Here is a 19143-nt window from a genome sequence, read left to right as displayed (position 1 = left end):
AGGATGGGTTCAGCGGATACAGGACCGGATAGAGGAGCAGGTTGATGGCCAGCGTCGACAGCTTCGGTGCCAAGGGTGCACTCGAGGTCAACGGAACGTCGTACGAGATCTTCAGGTTGGCGGGTATCGAGGGCGCTGAGACGCTGCCGTACTCGCTCAAGGTGCTGCTCGAGAACCTGCTGCGCACCGAGGACGGCGCGAACATCACCGCCGAGCACATCAGCAAGCTCGGCAACTGGGACGCAGGCGCGGCGCCCGACACCGAGATCCAGTTCACCCCGGCGCGGGTGATCATGCAGGACTTCACCGGCGTGCCGTGTGTCGTCGACCTGGCCACCATGCGGGAGGCCGTCGCCGAGCTCGGTGGCGACCCGACCAAGATCAACCCGCTGGCGCCGGCCGAGCTCGTCATCGACCACTCCGTCATCATCGACGTCTTCGGCCGGCAGGACGCCTTCGAGCGCAACGTCGAGCTGGAGTACGGCCGCAACAAGGAGCGGTACCAGTTCCTCCGCTGGGGCCAGACCGCGTTCGACGAGTTCAAGGTGGTACCGCCGGGCACCGGCATCGTGCACCAGGTCAACATCGAGCACCTGGCCCGCACGGTGATGGTCCGCAACGGCCAGGCCTACCCGGACACCTGCGTCGGCACCGACAGCCACACCACGATGGTCAACGGCCTGGGCGTGCTCGGCTGGGGCGTCGGCGGCATCGAGGCCGAGGCCGCGATGCTCGGCCAGCCGGTCAGCATGCTGATCCCGAAGGTCGTCGGCTTCAAGCTGACCGGGTCCGTCCCGGCCGGCGCGACCGCGACCGACGTCGTGCTGACGATCACCCAGATGCTGCGCAAGCACGGTGTGGTCGGCAAGTTCGTCGAGTTCTACGGCGACGGGGTCGCGGCGGTGCCGCTGGCCAACCGCGCCACGATCGGCAACATGAGCCCGGAGTTCGGTTCCACCTGCGCGATCTTCCCGATCGACGACGTCACCCTGGAGTACCTGCGTCTCACCGGCCGCGGCGACGACGAGGTCGCCCTGGTCGAGGCGTACGCCAAGGAGCAGGGTCTGTGGCACAACGCCGACATCGAGCCGCGCTTCTCGGAGTACCTGGAGCTCGATCTGTCGACGGTCGTCCCGTCGATCGCCGGCCCGAAGCGGCCGCAGGACCGGGTCGCGCTGAGCGAGGCCAAGGAAGGCTTCCGCGGCGCGCTGGCCGACTACGCGTCGCATGACGACCAGGCCGACGTCGACCCGTCTGAGCTGGGCAGCTTCCCGGCCAGCGACGCCCCGAACGGTCACGGCCACACCAACGACGACCCGCACGTGCCGCACGGCGCGGGCGACAAGGGCCGCCCGTCGAAGAAGACCAAGATCAGTCTGAACGGCCAGGAGGTCGAGCTCGACCACGGCCACGTCGTGATCGCCAGCATCACCTCCTGTACGAACACCTCGAACCCGTCCGTCATGCTGGCCGCCGCGCTGCTGGCCAAGAACGCGGTCGACAAGGGCCTGACCAGCAAGCCGTGGGTCAAGACGTCGCTCGCCCCGGGCTCGAAGGTCGTCACCGACTACTACGACAAGGCCGGCGTCACGCCGTACCTGGAGAAGCTCGGCTTCCACCTGGTCGGCTACGGCTGCACCACCTGCATCGGCAACTCGGGCCCGCTGCCCGAGGAGGTCTCGGCCGGTGTCCAGGAAGCCGACCTCGCGGTCGTCTCCGTACTGTCCGGCAACCGCAACTTCGAGGGCCGGATCAACCCGGACGTGAAGATGAACTACCTGGCGTCGCCGCCGCTGGTGATCGCCTACGCGCTGGCCGGCACGATGGACTTCGACTTCGAGACCGACGCGCTCGGCCAGGACACCGACGGCAACGACGTGTTCCTGAAGGACATCTGGCCCGCGGCCGACGAGGTCGAGAAGGTGATCGCCTCCTCGATCAACAAGGAGATGTTCACCAAGGACTACGCCGACGTCTTCGCCGGTGACGAGCGCTGGCAGTCGCTGCCGACCCCCGAGGGCAAGACCTTCGCCTGGGACGCCGAGTCGACCTACGTGCGCAAGCCCCCGTACTTCGAGGGCATGGCCAAGGAGCCGTCGCCGGTCACCGACATCGCCGGCGCGCGGGTGCTCGCCAAGCTCGGCGACTCGGTCACCACCGACCACATCTCCCCGGCCGGTTCGATCAAGGCCGACGGCCCGGCAGGCAAGTACCTGGCCGAGCACGGCGTGGACCGCAAGGACTACAACTCGTACGGTTCCCGCCGCGGCAACCACGAGGTGATGATCCGGGGCACGTTCGCCAACATCCGGCTGCGCAACCAGATCGCACCGGGCACCGAGGGCGGCTTCACCCGCGACTTCACCAAGCCGGACGCGCCCGTCACCTCGATCTACGAGGCCTCGGAGTCGTACCTGGCCGCCGGTACGCCGCTGGTCATCCTGGCAGGCAAGGAGTACGGCTCGGGTTCGTCGCGCGACTGGGCCGCGAAGGGCACGGCACTGCTCGGCGCGAAGGCCGTCATCACCGAGTCCTTCGAGCGCATCCACCGGTCGAACCTGATCGGCATGGGCGTCCTGCCGCTGCAGTACCCCGAGGGTGAGAACGCGGAGTCCCTCGGCCTGACCGGTGAGGAGACCTTCGACATCACCGGGGTCACTGCGCTCAACGACGGTCCGGTACCGCCGACCGTGCATGTCAAGGTCACCGGCACCGACGGCTCGGTCAAGGAGTTCGACGCCGTGGTCCGGATCGACACCCCCGGCGAGGCCGACTACTACCGCAACGGCGGCATCCTGCAGTACGTCCTCCGGAGCCTGATCGCGAACTGAGCACCACCTGGTACGGCGTACTCCGGGCAGCCGCCCGGGGTGCGCCGTACCGGTCTGTTCATGGCACAGGTTGCTCTTCGTAACAATGTCCTGGTTAGCTGTCGGTGCTCCGGCCGGGCGGGTCGGGGTTTCAGATCCGGGGGGATACGTGCGTTACCCAGCGATTGTGCTCGCGGCGGTGCTGCTGGTCGCGGGATGCGCGGCCGAGGAGCCGACCACCTACGGGCCGACCACGGCCGGGCCGACCATCCGGCCGAAAACCACCGCGCCGGTGGACGAATCGACGCTGCCTCCGATCGTGGAGGAGTCCACCGCGCCGCCGAAGCCGCTGTGCGAGATCTTCAGTACGGCCGAGATCACCAAGACGCTCGGCCTCGCCGTCCGCAAGGCCGTGACCAGCAAGAACGGGCCGTACATCACCTGCACCTGGAACACGGTGAAGCCGGTGGACGGTCCCGGCGTCGTCACGATCACCCGCGGTGACGGCTCGCTGTACGGCGCGTTCACGCAGAAGATGATCAGCGACGCGAAGGCGAAGAAGGCCCGCGGCAAGAAGCTGCTCGAAGGCGTCGGCGACCAGGGCTTCGCGATCGGCGCGTCGGTCAGCGGCATCCCGATCTGGTACGCCGCGGTCGAGCACGCCGGCGTCCTGACCGGGGTGCAGATCTCCGGCGCGGGCAGCAACTCGAGCGTCGGCACGATCAAGGCGTTCATGATCGAGGTCCTGGCCCGCGGCTGAAAACTGTCGGTCCGGTCCGATTTACTGGACCGCATGGAACGGGAGCATCCGCGTGAGGTGATCAACGCCGCCTGCGCGAAGTACGGCGAGGACGTGGTGATCGACTGGTGCGTCGCATTCCTGACCGGTGAGATCTCCGGCGAGGATGCCTACGGCTCCGACCTCCCGAAGCTGGTGGCGATCACCGGCTCGGCGAACCCGGGCGGGTGGTCACACCCCGTCGACCCGGTGAACTTCTACTGGATCCGGGTCTGGGCGGCCCGAGCCTTCCTCTACATCTGGCGCGACGACGCCGTCGAGGCACTGGCCGTGGTCGCCGACGACCCAGCCTGGCGGGTCCGCGAACACGTCGCCCGGATCACCGCCCAACGCGAGCTCGGCCAACTGGTCGACGCGCTGCTGCCGATGCTCGATCACGAACTGCCTCGCGTCCGGGCGGCCGCAGTACGAGCGGTCGGCGCGGCGGGGGAGTTCGAACACGCTCGTGCCGTCGAGGCGCTGCGCGATGATCCGGACAATGCCGTCCGGGTCGCGGTCGAGCGCGCGCTGGAGAGATTGCAACGCAGGCTCGACCGCGAACTGGGCTGAGATCAGCAGAAACTCGGCGGACCCCGAGCCGGGGCCCGCCGAGTCTCGGGGTGTCAGCTGCCCAGCAGGTTCAGTTTCTCCAGCAGGGCGGTCTGTTGGCGGATCTGGTTGCTGGTCGAGGCCGGGTTGAGGCGGATCGCCTCGGCCTGGGCCATCACCGCACCGAACGTGCTGTCCAGCCGAAGGTCGAGGTTGGTGTCGACCCGGGTGCCCAGGTCGAACGAACCATCCGCGAAGTTCAGCCACGCCGCCAGCGCCTGGCGGTCGAACTCCGCCTTCGGGTTGAGGAGCTGGATGTTCAGCACACTGTTCGCCTTGGCCATCGTGGAGACGTCCTTGGCCTCCGAGAAGACCGGGCTCATGTGCTGGACGACCTGCAGGTAGCAGTTGATGGTGCTCACTGGCAGGTCAACCGGCGGTACCCGAAGACCCGCGCGGGTCTGCAGGAACCACAGCGGCGCGATCCGGGTCAGGTGGGCGTTGCCGGTCACGACCACCTTGGCCGCGTCGGCGCTGCTGCCACCGTCGTCATCGCGTGAGCCGAAGCCGACGTCGTAGCTGCACGCCGATCCGAAGGTGTGCGACTTGGCGTCCGTGACATCGCGCGGCTGCAGGCTCGGGCTCGTCGCCGGATCCGTGCCGGGCGGGTTGACGAGGTAGTTCGTCGTCACGTCCGGTACGGGCGGCCCGTCACCCCAACTCCAGCTGAGCGCCAGGTCATCGCTGCCCGGGTCGGTCGACCGCGCCTTGAAGTTCACCGCCTGCCCACTGTGCGCGATGAAGGTCGGTACGCCGTTGACCACCGTCGCGCCGGTCTCGTCGATCACGGCCGTCGGCGCGACATTCGTGACCTGCAAGGGGAACGACGCCGTCTGCGAACCACCGTCGTCATCCGTCACCTTGACGCCGACCGTGAACGCACCGTTGTCTCCATAGGCACGCGACCCGGTCACAGTGCCCTGATCCGCGGGCGGCCCGTCGTTGGTCAGCAGGATCGACCCGGACGTCGGAGCATCGAACCCCCAGTCGAGCTGAGCGTCGTAGGTGTCACCCCACCCCGGATCGCTGAACGAAGCCTTCGTCGCCAGGGTCGACCCCTCGGTGATCGTCTTCACCTGCGCGGGATCGATCGTCACGACCGGCGCGACATTGCTCACCTGTACTACGAACGCCGCCGAACTCGTACCACCGTCGTCATCGGTCACCGTCACCTTGACGGTGTAGCTCCCGTTGTCCGCATAGGCGTGGTCACCCGTGATCTGGCCCAGATCCGCCGGCGGTCCCTGAGTCGTGACGCTTGCCGCCGGCGTACTCGTCGAACCGTCTCCCCAGTCGACCTGAGCGTTGTACGTGTCGGCCCAGCCGGGATCGGAGAAGGCAGCCTTCACGGAGAAGGTGCTGCCCTCGGCCGCCGTGGTGAGCTGGCCGGCGTCGATGGTGATGCTCGGGGCGACGTTCGCGACGTTGACGTGGAAGGTCGTGGTCGCAGTCTCGCCCTTGTCGTCGGTTGCCGTGATCGTCACGTCACCGCTCTGCGTGGGGCCGTCGTTGGTACCGAGCGACCACGACCACCGGCCGCCACCCGCGTTGGTGACAACGCCGCTGGAGGCGGTCAGTGCGACCGCGTGCCCTTCCGGATCGCTGAAGCCGCCTGCGTTGCTGGCGACGGATCCCTCGTTGACGTTGACCGTGCTGGCATCGGAGCTGATCGACGGCGGGTTGTTGCCCTGCTGCAGGGCCGCCAGCAGATCGATCCGCGGCGTGGTGACATTGGTGGTCGGACTCGTCGCGTAGGTGATGTCGACGCCGGTGTCGCGCAGATACCCGAGCAGGGTCGCTGCCGTCGCGGTCGGGTAGGCGCTGCGCAGGGCCGCGATCGATCCGGCGACGTGCGGTGCGGCCATCGAGGTGCCCTGGAAGTTGGCCCAGGTGTCGTCCGGTACCGACGAGTCGATCGACGTACCGGGGGCGAACAGGTCGAGCAGCGCACCGCGGTTCGAATAGCCGGCCACGGTGTCGACGTCGTTGCCGCTGGCATCGGCGTCGATCGCACCGACTGTCACGGCGGTGGAGACGCAGGCGGGTTCGCCGACGCCTGCCGGGTGCGACTCGTTGCCGGCTGAGATCGTCGTCGTGATGCCCACCGAGAGCAGCAGGTCGATCGAGGCCTTGGTGGAGCTGCCGTCGCAGGCTGCGGTGTGGTTGCTGTCGTCGCCGCCGCTCAGGTTGGCCGAGGCGATCGTGAACGAGTTGCGCAGGTCGTACACGCGCTGCATGCCGGCGATGAAGTCCGAGTAGAAGAACTGCGCGCAGGGCGGATTCCCGTCGCAGCCGGTATTGGCGCGGTGGTAGATCTGGATCGCGATGATGTTCGCGCCCGGTGCTACGCCGTTGCTCGGGGCCCCGGTCACGCCGGCGGCGCTGCCAGCGGCGATTCCCGCGACATGGCTGCCGTGGCGGCAGATGTTGGTGGCACCGTTGAGGCAGTTGGCCGTCTCGGCGTCGGCTGCGCCGGCACCGGTCTGGCTCGCCGTACCGTTCGGGCACAGCGAGACCTGGGTCTTGGCGTCGCTCACGCTGGAGTAGCACGCCTCGGAAACGATCCGGCTGCCGAAGTACGGGTGGTCGCGGTCGATCCCAGTGTCGAGGATCGCGACCGTCTGGCCGCTGCCGGTGAACCCCAGTTGCTGGACCTTGTCGGCGTGGATGAACGGGATGCTCGAGGCGTCCGTTGCCGAGCCGACCTTGTCCTCCTGGATCGAGACGACGTTCGGATCGGCCGCGAGCTCCTCGAGCGCCTTCTGGTCCGCATCCAAAGCCAGAAGCGGGAACGACCGATACGTCCGGTTGACATCCGCCGTGCCCTCGTCGACGTTGTCGAGCACAGCCTGCTTGTCACCGAGCTGATCGACCTGAACGATCACCCGGGTCGACCCCTCCTGCCCAGCCTTGTCGATCAGCGCCTGCTCGGCAGGATTGGGCGTCGTCGGATCCGACGCGGCTTGCGCCGGAGGCTGGACGGATATCGCCGCCAGCATGGCCAGAGCCGCGGCTCCGGCGCTCAACAGTCTTCGGGTTTGCATGGTGTTTCCCCCCATGGGATTGGTGTCTCAGCCGTTCTGAGACTGGGCGGTGTCTTCCAGAACTGCCACCACTCGCTGCGAGCGCAGCAGCCGATCAAGAGCAGCGGCGTCGACTAGCTCGCCCTCGGGCACGAACGACCCAGCGAGCGTCACGATCACGCGCAACGTCCCACCAGGCGGCACGGTCAACTGGGTGGTCTGAGGTGTGCCCGGCGACGGCGTCGTGCTCACCCCCGACGAGCAGGATGCCGCCAGCAGCAACGCGGCCACGAGCACACCCCAACGAACCCAATGCATGACGTTCCCCCGGTCATCTGCCTTGTCTCTCACATGCTCGGCAGATGCCTTCAGAAAGTCTTAAAGTGCGCTGCGCAACCTTTCGGCGTACTGCGCTGCCTCGGTGTCGTCGGCGTACTTGGTGCGGGGCCAGAAGAAGCCGCGGAGGCCGTCGCCCTTGGTGCGGGGGACGACGTGGACGTGCAGGTGGGGGACCGACTGGGAGACGACGTTGTTGGCGGCAACGAAGGAGCCCTGGGCGTCGTACGCCGTACGGACCGCGGCCGCGACCGATCGAGCGGCGCTGAAGAGCGGCACCATCAGCTCGTCGGGCAGCTCGACCAGGGTCGGGATGTGCTCGCGGGGGACGAGCAGGGTGTGGCCCTTGAAGACCGGCCTGATGTCGAGGAAGCCGAGCACCTCAGGGGTGTCGTAGACGATGTGGGCCGGGGTCGAGCCGGCGATGATCGAGCAGAAGAGACAGTCCGCCATCAGCCCAGCTTCTCGTCTACGAAGCACCAGCGCCAAGTCTCGCCCGGTTCGAAGCTGCGCATCACCGGGTGCGCGGTCTCGTCGAAGTGCTTGCTGGCATGCCGCGCGGGCGACGAGTCGCAGCAACCGACGTGACCGCAGCCCAGGCACAACCGCAGGTGCACCCAGGTACCGCCGTCGCGCAGGCACTCCTCGCAGCCGTCGGGCGTTTTCGGCGTGAGCACGCAGGGTGCGCTGGCGAGGTGCTCGCACTCGGCGACGGGCGACGGGGGAGCGCTGAGGTTCTCCGACGTACCGCCGACGTCGTCGGCCTCGGCGCGATCCAGGATCGACTCCTCGATGTCGAGCGCGATCTGGGCCCGCTGCAACACCTCGTCGGCGACCAGGCCGTCGTCGCGGACCTTGAGGATGTGCGCCCGCTCGGTCTCCAGCATCGCCATCCGCAGCCGGCGGTACGCCTCGCTCGGCGTCTCGAGATCGGTCTCCGGCCGGCCGAGCCGTTCCCAGGCGGCGAGGGCGCGGGATTCGCCGCGTTGCCTCAGCAGGCTGACGACCTCCGGCGGGTCGTTCGGAGTGACGAGCTCGTCGAGTGTCACCTCGGCGGCGCGATGGGCGCCCTGCAGTACTGCGGCCTCCTGCAGCGCGTCCTCGGCCGGGTCGGGGCCGGGCAGGCGCAACCGGCGTACCAGCCAGGGGAGCGTCGAGCCCTGGAGCAGCAGCGTCCCGGCCGTGACGACGAGGGCCATGAAGACCAGTACTTCGCGGTGCGGGGTGTCTTCGGGAAGTACGAAGACGGCCGCCAGCGTGACCACACCGCGCATGCCGGCCCAGGAGACGACGACGAGCGCCTGGACGGAGACCGGGCCGGGCCGGGAGCGGCCGAGGATGCGCCGGGACAGATAGGTGACCGGGAACAGCCAGATCGGGCGGAGCAGGACGGTCGCAGCGAAGACGCCGATGGTGGCGGTCGCGATGGTCCAGGCCGAGAGCGGGCTGCGCGAGAGGTCGTCGAGGATCCAGCGGGTCTGCAGGCCGATCAGCAGGAAGACCGTGTTCTCGAGCAGGAACTGGAAGGTGCGCCAGTTGGTCCGCTCGGAGATCCGCGAGGCCGCCGACTGGATGATCGGCGCCTTGTGGCCGAGCAGCAGGCCGGTCACGACGACGGCGAGGACGCCGGACGCGTGCACGTAGTGGTTCTCGGCGGCGACGTACGCGATGAACGGCGCAGTCAGGCTGAGTGTCGTGTCCAGCACCGGGTCGGTGAAGCGCTTGCGGACCTTGGCGAGCACGAATGCGACCACCAGGCCGATCGCGACGCCACCACCGGCCGCGCGGAGGAAGTCGAGGCCGACGTGCAGGAAGGTCGGCGTGATCAGGGCAGCGGCGATCGCGGTCCGCAGGCAGACCAGGGCAGTCGCGTCGTTGAGCAGGCTCTCGCCCTCGAGGATCGTGACGACCCGGCGGGGGAGGCCGACCTTCTTGGCGATCGCGGTGGCCGCGACGGCGTCGGGCGGCGCGACGACGGCGCCGATGGCGAAGGCCGCCCACAGCGGCAGGGGGTTCTCGCTGACCATCGACGGGCCGAGCAGCCAGTACGCGACCAGGCCGACTCCGGCGGTCGTGAACGCGACCAGTCCGACCGACAGCAGTCCGATCGAGCGGCGGTGCTTGGAGAAGTCGACCAGGCTGGTCTTGATCGCCGCGGAGTACAGCAGCGGCGGCAGGAAGCCGACCAGGACGACCTCATGGGACAGTTCGACCCGCGGGACGAACGGCAGGTACGAAGCCGCGATCCCGATGACGACGAGCAAGAGGGGAGCCGAGATCCCGATCCGCCGGGCGAGAGCGGCACCGGCCGCGACCACGGCGACGAGAGCAACGATCTCGATCGCGATATCCACGCGCACAGTGTCGCAGGCCACGCGCGCCGGTGTTGCGCGGTTCGCCCACAGCGGAGATCGAGAACTGTCCGAGCGGCCTGCCATCATCTAGCGTGTGCGCACCGGCACACTCTGATCACTGGGGGTCATATGTCCCGCCGCCTGCTTCGTACCGCCGTCAGCCTTGCGCTCCTCGGGTCGGTGATCGTGGCCGCACCGGCCCACGCGGCCGGACCGGTGACGACCAACGGGTGCGTTGCGAGCGTGCCAGAGCCTGGTACGACGACGCCGGTGCGGATCTGCTACTCGCTGTTCCAACCTGCCGGTGCGTCGGCCGCCAACACGGTGCCGCTCATCTTCCACAGTCATGGCTGGGGCGGGAGCCGCACGAAGGACGCGGCCGCCTTCAAATCGTGGCTGGACGCGGGGTACGGCGTACTCAGCTTCGACCAGCGCAGTTTCGGGGAGTCGACCGGGGTCGCGCACGTGATGAACCCGGATCTCGAAGGCCGTGACGTGGTGCGATTGGTCGACCTCGTCGCGGGGCTGGACTGGGTGACGAAACAACGGCCCGGTGATCCGCTGATCGGGGCGATCGGCGGGTCGTACGGAGGTGGCTACCAGTTCGCCGGCGCCTTTGCGGAGGTGCGCGAGAGAGGCCGGACTCGTTTCGATGCGTTGGCGCCCGAGATCACCTGGTGGGATCTCAAGGAGAGCCTGGCGCCGTCGGAGGCGGCGCGGACGATGTGGTTGTCCTTGCTGTACGCGGGTGGTGGCACGCATCTGCCACCGGCGGTGCAGGCCGGGTTCGTCGCTCTGATCACCACGGGGCAATGGCCTGTTGGTCAGGCGGGCCGCGACCTGGATGCGTTCTTCCGGAAGAACGGGCCGTCCTGGCAGGTCGCGCACGGGCGCAAGCTTGACATCCCGGTGATCATCGGGCAGGGACTGTCGGACAACCTGTTCAACCTCAACCAGGGGCTGAAGAACTTCGACCAGGCGCTGACCCCGCGGGCTCGGTCGAAGTCGATCTTCGTCGGCTACAACGCGGGTCACACGCTGCCGAGCGTCGTACCGCCGGGGTTCGTGACGCCCGGGGATCCGTGCTCGATCGCTTTGGGCAGCCCGACGTTCGCGGCGCTGGAGCAACGGTTCATGGCGCTCAATCTGAAGCACGAGGCGAGCGGGCTGAGTGGCTTCGGCAGCTATCACCTGGCGACCGCGGACGGCCGTTGCCTTACGCAACGACAATTGGGGGCCAACGCGCAGTACCGGCTGGGGTCGGTCAAGGCTGTCACGACTGCTGTGGCGCGGGGGCCGATCACGGTGGCCGGGGTGCCGCAGGTGAGGGCCCGAGTGAGCAGTCTGCTGCCGAACGCGGCCGCCTTCTTCGCACTGAGCGTCGGCACGACTCCGCTGGACGCGAAGATCGTTCAGAACAACACGATGCCGCTCCGCGAGAAGCGTCCGGTTCACGGCGCCCGGCGCACGGTCGATCTACCGGGGATCGCGGTCGACGTACCGGCCGGCAAGACGCTCTTCCTCACCGTCTCGCCGGTCGCGGACATGTTCGCCGGGCAGAACGGTCAGGTGCCCAGCTCCCTACAACTCAACGACGTAACGCTGCGTCTGCACCGAGTTCGCTGACTACTTCAATTGGTAGGCGTGGATCAGTGTCTGGTCGACGGTGTTCCCGGCGGCCCCGGTGAGCTGAGCCCGCAGGGAGACATACCTGCCCTTCGGGGTGGGGAAGTACGCGACGAAGGTGCCGTTCCGCTTGCGGATCACGATCGCCTGACGCCAGGTCCGGCCGTCGTCACCGGAGTACTGCAGCTTGGCTGACCTGGCTGCCGGTACTCCGGCCCGCGAGTCGGCCTGGAAGGGCAGGACGGTCACCGGCGTACGGCGTACTAGGTTCGCGGCATCGGTCTGCGGCCGGAAACGGACTGTCTGCAGGGGCAGGTCCGTGTTCGCGACGACAGTCTGCGAGGGGAAGGTCCAGACCGCCGAGCCTCGCACAGACAGCTGTGACCAGCTCGGCCGGGAGTACTCGGCTTCGAGGCGGTAGGTGGTGGCCTTGCTGGGCAGGCCGGCTGCTTCGAGTTTCAGAATGGCCGACGATCTCAGGAGACGGCCGTCTGCGTACAGCCGCATCGCCTCGGTGTCGAGGGGGGAGTAGCCGGGGTGGCCGTCCTGATCGCTGTGGGACATCAGATCGAACCTCATCTGGTTCGCCTGGCGCTCGGCCCGGCCGAGTAGGCGCCAGGACGGATAGAAGGGTGCGGTGTTCCATCGGCGGCCGTCGGCCGCGGGCTGGTCGAGGCTGAACAGATCGGTGCTCCGATCGCCGCCGCCCAGCTCGACGAGCTCGACGTCCCAGGGGACTCGGTCCATGTAATGCGTCACCGTGCCCGACCGGCGGAACCGGAACTCCGCGACCGCTCCGGGAAGGTCGCCTGCCGAGGCGGACACCACCTTCAGCAGCGGCCTGGTGGAGGTCCTGGTGTGCTGTGAGGCGACCTTCGTCAGGCCGGCCTCGCGGACGACCCGCTGATAGCCGGTCGGGAAACCCGGGATCCGCTGCGAAAGGTCGTAGCTGAAGGGGGTGTCAGCGAAGTCGCCCTTCGGCCCAGGCACGGCCCAGTGCGAACTGATGTGAGCTTGGAAGCTCATCCCGGCGGGGATCGGGCCGACCTGCGCGGTGAACAACCTGTGCCCTGGGTCCGCGTGCGCCGAGTCGGCCACGCCGGCGTCCCCGAGCCGCGCGATGTAGTCCACCTCGATACCGTCCATCACCCGCGCCGACTTTCGCGGAACCGTGGTGGTCACCTGTTTGGCCAGCCGGGCATCCACGACGATGGGCTTGGGGCCCCTCACCTGCAGCCACGGCTGGATGATCCGGTAGCTGTCTCCGCCCACCGACACGCGACTGTCGAGGAGGTAACCGGCCTTCGGCACCCGGACGGTGGCATGACCGTTTCTGATGGTGATGGTGCCGGGGTCCTCACCCCCTTCGGTGAGCGGTGACAACAACAGCTCGGCCTCGGGCGCGAGCCGGCCGTCCGGGCCGATCACCGTGAAGGCCAACTGATATTTCGCCGGCTCCTGCGCCGTCGCCGACACGCCGCCGCCGGTGGTCACCAGTACTGCGGCCAGCCCGGCCGCCATCCATCGCATCGCCATCATCGCCCCCAGGTCGCTTTCCTGGTTGACGCCTGGGGAGGGCGCTTGGTTCGCTCTCAGCGCACTTGGTCGAGCCAGGTCTTGAAGACGGTGAGGAAAGGCTCTTCGGTCTTCACCGCCGTCACAAGCGAGTCGGCCGTCGCCTGGGCCTGCTCGATGACGTCGGGCGGGTAGCTGTACTTCACCTGATGCTCGGCGAACTCGTCCTCGTCGTCGATGTAGATCGAGCCGTCGCGCTTGCGGATGACGTCCAGGTCGAGGTCGATCATCGTGAACACGTCCTCGCCGAACTCGACCGGCGTGGTCACGTCGCAGTAGATCTCGGTCGAGCGCGGCTCGTCGTTGAAGATGGCGGTGAACCACTGGTCCCGCGGGAACAACTGGACATGCGCCTGCTCGTGATGCACCTCGGGCTCGTCGCCGCGCTGGGAGACCGAGCTGGGCGGGGCACCGAGCCACACGCCGTACTGGTCCTCGCCCAGGTACTGCATCCACTGGTGCCAGTGGAGCTTCTCGTCGAACTTGCGATAGACCACCCGGACGTTCCGCATGGCGTCACCGTACCGGCGCGCCCGGTCACCGAGCCGCTGGATATCGGCTGGCTATCCTGACCGCATGCAGCGGATGCTCGTCACGGGTGGGGCAGGATTCATCGGCTCGAACTTCGTCCTCGACACCCTCCGGCGCTTCCCGGACCTGGCGATCACCGTGCTCGATCTGCTGACGTACGCCGGCAGCCAGCGCAACCTCGACCAGGTGTCGGACCGGATCACCTTCGTCCACGGGGACATCTGCGACGCTGCGCTGGTCGACGGGTTGGTCCGCGATACCGACGTACTGGTCCATTTCGCCGCCGAGTCGCACGTCGACAACTCGCTGAACGACCCGTCGCCGTTCATCCGGACCAACATCCTCGGCACCTTCACCCTGCTCGAGGCGGTCCGCCGGCACGACAAGCGGATGCATCACATCTCCACCGACGAGGTGTTCGGCGACCTCCCGCTGGACTCCGTGGAGCAGTTCACCGAGCAGACGGCGTACGACCCATCCAGCCCGTACTCCGCCAGCAAGGCGAGCTCCGACATGCTCGTCCGCGCCTGGGTCCGCTCGTACGGCGTCGCCGCCACGCTCTCCAACTGCGCCAACAACTACGGCCCGTACCAGCACGTCGAGAAGCTGATCCCACGCCAGATCACCAACGTCCTGCTCGGCGACAAGCCCAGGCTCTACGGTGCCGGCGACAACGTCCGCGAATGGACCCACGTCGACGACCACAACGAGGCCGTCCACCGGATCATCGCGAACGGCACGATCGGCGAGACCTACCTGATCGGCTCCGGCGACGAACGCAGCAACAAGCAGATCATCGAACAGCTCCTGCTCCTGATGGACCAGCCGGCCGACGCCTACGACCACGTCCCCGACCGCCCCGGCCACGACCTGCGCTACTCCAACGACACCACCAAACTCCGCACCGAACTCGGCTGGCTCCCCACCTACGACTTCACCGCCGGCCTCACCGCCACCATCGCCTGGTACCGCGAGAACCCCACCTGGTGGAAGCCCCAGAAGTCCGCCACCGAGGCCCGCTACAAACTCCTCGGCCGCTGACCCTCGAGCACCTGCCGAAAATCCGGCCCGACCGGGAATCGATCCCGGAAATGCGCCCAGATCTCGACAACTGGGCGGTCTAGACCCTCTTATGGTCCGATGAGAGTTCGATTGATTGCCGGGCGCGATGGCAGCGTGTGAGCGCGTGCTCGCGCTGGTGGACGCGGCCGAGGGGTGGCAGCGGGAGATCGCCGACCTGCAGACCCGCGCCGAAGAGGCTGAGACTGGGCTCGATTCCAGTCTCAGCCTGAGAGTGCTGTTCCGGGGCCCCGGCAACTTGCCCCGCACCCGGGTCCTCGCGCTCGAGCACCGCTCACTGTGCGTTGAGGTCACGTTGCCACCCGGCATCGTCCGCGACCGCGAAAAACAGCTGCTGACGTACCTGCAGGACGCCGTCGACGCCGCCGACACCTACGCCCAGTCCCGCGGCCGCGCCGACGACCTCTGGGCCGTCTGGCAGGTCTTCATCCGCCTCTGCTCCAACAACACCCCGTACCAACGCTGGATGGACGCCTACACCGTCGCCCACCACCAGCCGGACTCCGTAGCCACGCTCGCCTGCCCCAACTGCGGCGCCCACCAGTTGCGCCTCGAGTTCGAGGTGAAGGACCCCTGCGCGACCCACGGCACCGCCTACTTCTGGTGCAACACCTGCCTAACCGGCCCCATGCCGATCCCTGCCCCCCTCCCACCCCACGCCAGAACCACCCCCTGGGGAACCCTCAACCCACCCAACTACTCGATCGTGCCGGAGTAGCCGGTAGTCAAGAGCCCCTCCCGCCATTTCCTTCTCACGCCTCCGGCGTTACAGAGATTGCAGCTTGTTGCAGGTCGTGTTCGTCACGTAGACGCGGAGTAATGCCCACCCCAACAATGAGTCGCCGCCCGGCGTGAGGCCCGGCTGGCATTGCCGGGGAGGGCATCGTGAGTCGTTGGATCGCTGGGAACGGGACTGGTCGGCGGGCTCTAGGCCTGGTAGTGGCGCTTGGCGTCGTCGCATTTGCAGGGGCGCGGGCGCTGCCCGCCACCGAGGCGGTGGCCGCGCCGGTCACAGCTGTCCGGACGGAGCCGATGCATTCGCGCGAGCTACACAGACCGGTGAACCGGTCGAGATCCCGGATCGCACCACGGAGACCTCGCAGACGTTCGCCAACCCGGACGGGTCGCAGACTGCGAAGCTGGCGAACAGTCCTGTTCGGGTCCGGCAGGGCGACAACTGGCGTGCGATAGACACGACGCTGGAGTTCCGGGCTGACGGAAAAGTCGGACCGAAGGCGGCGAAATCGGACATCAGCCTGTCGGGTGGCGGCTCTGGTCTACTGGTCAAGGCCGAGGTCAAGGACGGCAGCCTGGAACTGCGCTCTCCCTGGCAGCTCCCACGTCCGACGCTGTCCGGCTCGAAGGCCACCTACGCCGACGTGATCGCGGGCGTGGACCTGGTAACCGAGGCAACGGTGGACGGGTTCACGTACAACCTCGTGGTGAAGAGCAGGGAGGCCGCCGGCAATCCAGCTCTGAAATCGATCCACTTCCCGGTCTCCGCCTCCGGCCTGTCGCTTCGCGCCGACCGACCCGGTGGACCGGCGTACGTAGCCCAGGACGGTCGGCTGGCGATGATGGCAGGCGGCGCGATCATGTGGGACTCCGCCCGCCCAGGGCCACAAGGCAAGGCCGCCAAGACGGCTTCGTCGGCTCAGTCGGTGGACGACGGACCGAGCGGTGCTCATGTCGCGGCGATGGACCTCAAAGGCGACGCGAGCGGTCTGACGGTGACGCCGGACCCGGCTGTTCTCAACGGCCTGTCGACCGTCTATCCGGTCGTGCTCGACCCATCGGTGTCCACCCCGACGAGGACCGCCTGGGCAGCGGCCTGGCAGACCTCCCCGACGACTTCGTTCTACAAGACGACCCACAGCCTCGGGGTGGGGAACGAGGACTGGGAGCAGCACAAGATCGTCCGGTCATTCTTCCAGTTCAGCACGAGCGCGTTCGCCGGCAAGAAGATCCTCGGGGCGACGCTACGAACGTTCGAGACGCATTCGGCGAGTTGTGCGGCACGCTCGGTGTCGGTGACCCGTACCGGTCCAATTTCAGCCGCGACAACCTGGAACAACCAGCCGGCCGTCCAGCTCGCAGCAGGCAGCAAGAGCTTCGCCAACGGCCGCGACTCCTCTTGCCCAGACGACTACGTCGAGTTCCCGGTCACCAATTCTGTCGTTGACACCGCAGCCAAGGGCTACACCACGTCTACCTTCCGGCTTGCGGCGACGGACGAGACAGACGAGGTCGCCTGGAAGCAGTTCAACTCGACAGGCGAACTGCAGATCACCTACGTCACACCGCCGGGAGTGCCTGGCCGACTCGGCCTGACGGATCCGCAGATCGGCTGCCAGCAACCTGCGGACATGGAGAACGTGGGATCGGTCAATATCCAGTTCGGCGTCACTCCCAGATTGACACCGGTTGATTCTGGAGCGCGAGTCAAGGCAGAGATCGAGATCTTCAGCTCGTCCGGCAACCTCTTCAGGACGTACGCCACCGGCTTGGACCTACCCAATACCGCTTTGACGGTGACAATTCCCAGTAAGGACCTGCCAGACCAGGTCACTTATCACTTCCGTGCCCGAACGCTCTATCCCTACAGCTCGGCCTACGGCTCGGGAACCCTCTACTCCGCCTACACGATCTGGTGCTACTTCAAGGTTGACAGACTCGCCCCACCGCCGCCGATCGTCACTGCGAAGTACGGAACCACGAATGTCCCGAACTGTGCCGCTGCGACCACCACCTGCCAGGAGATAGTTCCGTACGGCGCCGCGATCTCGTACACGTTCAAGGGCGCCGCAGCAGACGTCGTACGTCACGAGTTCTACTACCAAGGGGCCAGAGTCCGCTCGAAGGTGAGCGGCAACACCGTCACCGTCAATCTGGTGCCCGGCGATACCGGGTACAACTTGTTGCACGTGGTGAGCTTCGACGCCGCCGGCAGCACCAGCAAGCCGGCCGATTTCCTGGTCAATCTCAAGAGCGCGGCGCCACCGGTTGCCGCGTGGTCATTCGACGATGGTTCGGGGACAACAGCGGCGGATACCGCAGCGCCGTCCCATCCACTGACGCTGGCCGGGGGAGCGGCCTTCGATGACGCGGGGCGCGACGGCGGGTCGCTCCAACTGGACGGCGCCGACGACTACGCGCAGACGGCGACACCGGTGGTGGACACCTCGCAGAGCTTCACCGTATCGGCCTGGGCGCGATTGACCTCGGTCAAGGAGGCGGTCGTGGTCGGTGCCGCAGGCAATATCTCGAGCGCCTTCGAGCTGTACTACTCGGGATCGCTGAACCGGTGGGTGTTCATGCGAGTCAAGAGCGACACCACGGCGCCGTCCAACGTGAAGGCACTGTCGGACGAACCGGCCGTACTCGGCGCCTGGACGTTGGTGACCGGCGTGTACGACGCGGCCCCGAACAAGGGCCGGCTCAGGTTGTACATCAACGGGCGATTGCAGTCGGCCGGCGATGTTCAGTACCTGGACAGCGCATGGAAGGCCACCGGCCCGCTGAGCATCGGCCACGGACAGTACAACGACGTCTTCGGCAACCGGTTCGCCGGCTCTGTGGACGCGGTCAAGATCTGGCAGCGACCGCTGAATGACAAGGCGGTGATGGCCGAGGTCGAGATCCGCAAGAACGACCGGGTGGTTGCCGGCCGCGCGGCGGTGTGGCCGCTGAACAGCGCGACGCCGGATGCTGATCAGGTGTGGCGCACCGAAGACACGATCTACGGTGCGAACCTGGCGATCTCCGGCTTCGGTGGCAGTGCAGACCAGTCGACGGCATTCGTCGAGGACGACGACATGGGCCGGGTTCTCCAGTTCTCCGGTGCGGCAAGCGAGTCGCTCACCCTGCCGCGGGCAGTGGTCGACGGCGGGACAAGCTTCTCCGCGGCGGTCTGGGTGAAGCTCGAGGATGCCACCAAACCGGCGGTGATCGCTCGTCAGGCAGGGCCGGATCGCGATGCCTGGCGACTGGAGTGGAAGCCGGTCAACGCGCTGAGCGGACAGTGGATCTTCTCGCGAACACCGGCTAATTCGACCGAACCGAGCACCGCCGTCTTCGAGGTCGACATCGACGCCGTCACCAACTACTGGCAGCTCATCGTCGGGACCTACGACGCTTCGGCCGTAGACGCGATCAGTTCTGCGCTGGGGGAGGTCAGGATCACCGTGAACAAGCGGACAGATGCCGAAGGCCGCGACAGCTACATCGCTCCGTACCGGCTGGGCAGCACCGTCATCGGCAAGGGCCGGACTGCCGGTGCTGAGCTCGCGGGACAGCTCCACGACTTCCGGATGTATTCGGGACCATTGCTCGACTACGCGATCTGCGACGAGTTCCCCGAACTCGAGGGCAACTGTCCTGTTCCGGCCGGCTGACCGATGACCTCCGACTCACGACAGGCA

The 19143-nt window shown here is 67.3% G+C and carries 13 protein-coding genes; 7 read left to right on the top strand and 6 right to left on the bottom strand.

The window, feature by feature from the left end:
- Nucleotides 1-44 precede the first annotated feature (44 nt).
- The 3 genes from acnA to AB0M15_RS22145 all read left to right on the top strand — a co-directional run bounded on the left by acnA (nt 45) and on the right by AB0M15_RS22145 (nt 4158).
- Nucleotides 45-2831: an aconitate hydratase AcnA gene (gene acnA, locus AB0M15_RS22155; RefSeq protein WP_363822024.1), complete on the top strand. Its 2787-nt coding sequence runs from the start codon at nt 45-47 to the stop codon at nt 2829-2831.
- Nucleotides 2832-2979: 148 nt separating this feature from the next.
- A complete protein-coding gene (locus AB0M15_RS22150; RefSeq protein WP_363822019.1) occupies nt 2980-3570 on the top strand; it encodes a hypothetical protein in 591 nt (196 codons plus the stop codon).
- Nucleotides 3571-3603: 33 nt separating this feature from the next.
- Complete coding sequence (locus AB0M15_RS22145) at nt 3604-4158, top strand: HEAT repeat domain-containing protein (protein WP_363822015.1); 555 nt, start codon at nt 3604-3606, stop codon at nt 4156-4158.
- 53 nt (nt 4159-4211) lie between these two features.
- On the opposite strand, the gene AB0M15_RS22140 is transcribed toward AB0M15_RS22145, so the two are convergent.
- Genes AB0M15_RS22140 through AB0M15_RS22125 form a run of 4 tightly spaced genes read right to left on the bottom strand, consistent with a single transcriptional unit; the run spans nt 4212 to nt 9910 of the window.
- On the bottom strand, nt 4212-7241 hold the full coding sequence (locus tag AB0M15_RS22140) for a S8 family serine peptidase (RefSeq protein ID WP_363822011.1): 3030 nt from the start codon (nt 7239-7241) through the stop codon (nt 4212-4214).
- Nucleotides 7242-7268: 27 nt separating this feature from the next.
- The gene (locus AB0M15_RS22135; RefSeq protein ID WP_363822007.1) at nt 7269-7538 is read right to left on the bottom strand and encodes a hypothetical protein; all 270 of its coding nucleotides are present in this window, start codon (nt 7536-7538) and stop codon (nt 7269-7271) included.
- Nucleotides 7539-7598: 60 nt separating this feature from the next.
- Nucleotides 7599-8009, bottom strand: coding sequence for an HIT family protein (locus AB0M15_RS22130; RefSeq protein WP_363822003.1), 411 nt, complete (start codon nt 8007-8009; stop codon nt 7599-7601).
- Nucleotides 8009-9910 (bottom strand): Na+/H+ antiporter, encoded by a 1902-nt coding sequence (locus tag AB0M15_RS22125; RefSeq protein ID WP_363821999.1) that lies wholly within the window; start codon nt 9908-9910, stop codon nt 8009-8011. Before AB0M15_RS22125 ends, AB0M15_RS22130 begins: the two co-directional genes overlap by 1 nt.
- Before the next feature lie 129 nt (nt 9911-10039).
- Here AB0M15_RS22125 and AB0M15_RS22120 point away from each other — a divergent pair, with 129 nt between their 5' ends.
- Entirely contained in the window at nt 10040-11536 is a 1497-nt protein-coding gene (locus tag AB0M15_RS22120) for a CocE/NonD family hydrolase (RefSeq protein WP_363821995.1), read from the top strand.
- Here AB0M15_RS22120 and AB0M15_RS22115 read toward each other — a convergent pair whose 3' ends face one another.
- On the bottom strand, nt 11537-13075 hold the full coding sequence (locus AB0M15_RS22115) for a hypothetical protein (protein WP_363821991.1): 1539 nt from the start codon (nt 13073-13075) through the stop codon (nt 11537-11539). It abuts the gene before it with no gap.
- Nucleotides 13076-13128: 53 nt separating this feature from the next.
- On the bottom strand, nt 13129-13623 hold the full coding sequence (locus AB0M15_RS22110) for a DUF402 domain-containing protein (protein WP_363821987.1): 495 nt from the start codon (nt 13621-13623) through the stop codon (nt 13129-13131).
- A gap of 64 nt (nt 13624-13687) precedes the next feature.
- Between AB0M15_RS22110 and rfbB the strand changes: the two genes are divergently transcribed.
- From rfbB to AB0M15_RS22095, 3 genes are all read left to right on the top strand, one after another.
- Nucleotides 13688-14683 carry a dTDP-glucose 4,6-dehydratase gene (gene rfbB / locus AB0M15_RS22105; protein WP_363821983.1) on the top strand — a complete coding sequence of 332 codons (996 nt, stop codon included), beginning with the start codon at nt 13688-13690 and terminating at the stop codon, nt 14681-14683.
- Nucleotides 14684-14828: 145 nt separating this feature from the next.
- Nucleotides 14829-15440 (top strand): hypothetical protein, encoded by a 612-nt coding sequence (locus AB0M15_RS22100; protein WP_363821979.1) that lies wholly within the window; start codon nt 14829-14831, stop codon nt 15438-15440.
- Nucleotides 15441-15615: 175 nt separating this feature from the next.
- On the top strand, nt 15616-19116 hold the full coding sequence (locus tag AB0M15_RS22095) for a LamG-like jellyroll fold domain-containing protein (RefSeq protein WP_363821975.1): 3501 nt from the start codon (nt 15616-15618) through the stop codon (nt 19114-19116).
- Nucleotides 19117-19143: the final 27 nt, after the last annotated feature.

Origin of the sequence: Kribbella sp. NPDC051718, assembly GCF_040681515.1 — a bacterium.
Taxonomy (GTDB): Bacteria; Actinomycetota; Actinomycetes; order Propionibacteriales; family Kribbellaceae; genus Kribbella.
The sequence above is the reverse complement of the archived record's forward strand: the minus strand, read 5'-3'. Positions and strand labels throughout refer to the sequence as shown.